The sequence below is a fragment of the Chloroflexus sp. genome (genome assembly GCF_056331925.1).
On record NZ_JBWGQH010000062.1, the window covers coordinates 1 to 982 of the forward strand.

1 protein-coding gene is annotated in these 982 nt (G+C 52.9%); it reads right to left on the minus strand.

Going from position 1 to position 982, the window contains the following annotated elements; genetic code table 11:
• Nucleotides 1-437 (minus strand): hypothetical protein (locus tag AC01ZF_RS17520; protein WP_476575547.1); only part of this gene is annotated, 437 nt, incomplete at its 3' end.
• Nucleotides 438-982 lie beyond the last annotated feature (545 nt).

The following is a 982-nucleotide window of genomic DNA, read 5'->3' on the forward strand; positions in this document are numbered from 1 at the left end:
TCGTCAACAATGATGACCGGTACATGCAACCCCACAAGGTTTGCGTTATCTTTGCCTGCGATTCGTGCGCGTACCAACACGCGCGTGCCATCCGGCCACCGGTAATCAAGGATTCCGGCCTGACGATTGACGCGGTTTTCAAGCAGTGGTGCAAGAAGGGGGGATGACGTGGAACGCACAATAATGCGGTCAAGCAACGGCGCTAACTGAGCTTCATTTGCAGTTAAAATCAGAAGTTCTTTTGTTTGTGGTAACTCGGTGTGGTGATTAAGTACGGTATACAATACCTTGTCTTCCAACACCACGGAATTGTGACTGATAAACCAATCCGCGATGTAGGTGCGGTGCTGTGGAACGTCGATTGCGTACACGTGCACCGTTTGGTTTGGTTCGCGTATTTCAACAATCTCATCAAACAGAATGTGCTCGTTGAACATATCCTCCGTTGGTGCCGGTGGTTCAGTCGTAGCAACCGAAACACCAGCCAACGGTACGGTTTGGTAGAAACGCATCACGGCAACAGGATGGTCAATCGTGACAATCGCGTGGTTGCTCCGCTCTGGATGCGGTGCCACATGACACCACACCCCGATACGGGCTAGTAGTACCCGTAACACTTGTGCATTATGGAACGTTGGCACCGTGATGCGAATGCTTTCCTGCCGTAGTGTTGCCCACTGCGCAAACAAACCGCTTAAGTATGCAATAACGTGCTCGCGCTTCTCGCGGAGCAGCGTACCAGGAATGCTGTACGTTAGATACGGACGACGGTAGGACGGAAAGGGAACAACGCGCGGTGCTTGCTCGATATCGTAGGAAAGGGCAGTGTATAAGGTGTGCACCGGCGGCCTGTTCCCCCGCTGATACCACAGGAGCAAGTTCAGCGTGTCTGATTCCCGCATCGGCGTGAGGCCGTACCGAAACGCTAACCGACTTACATCGTGGAGTACGTGCTCGTTCGCGCATAATAACAACGTCTGCC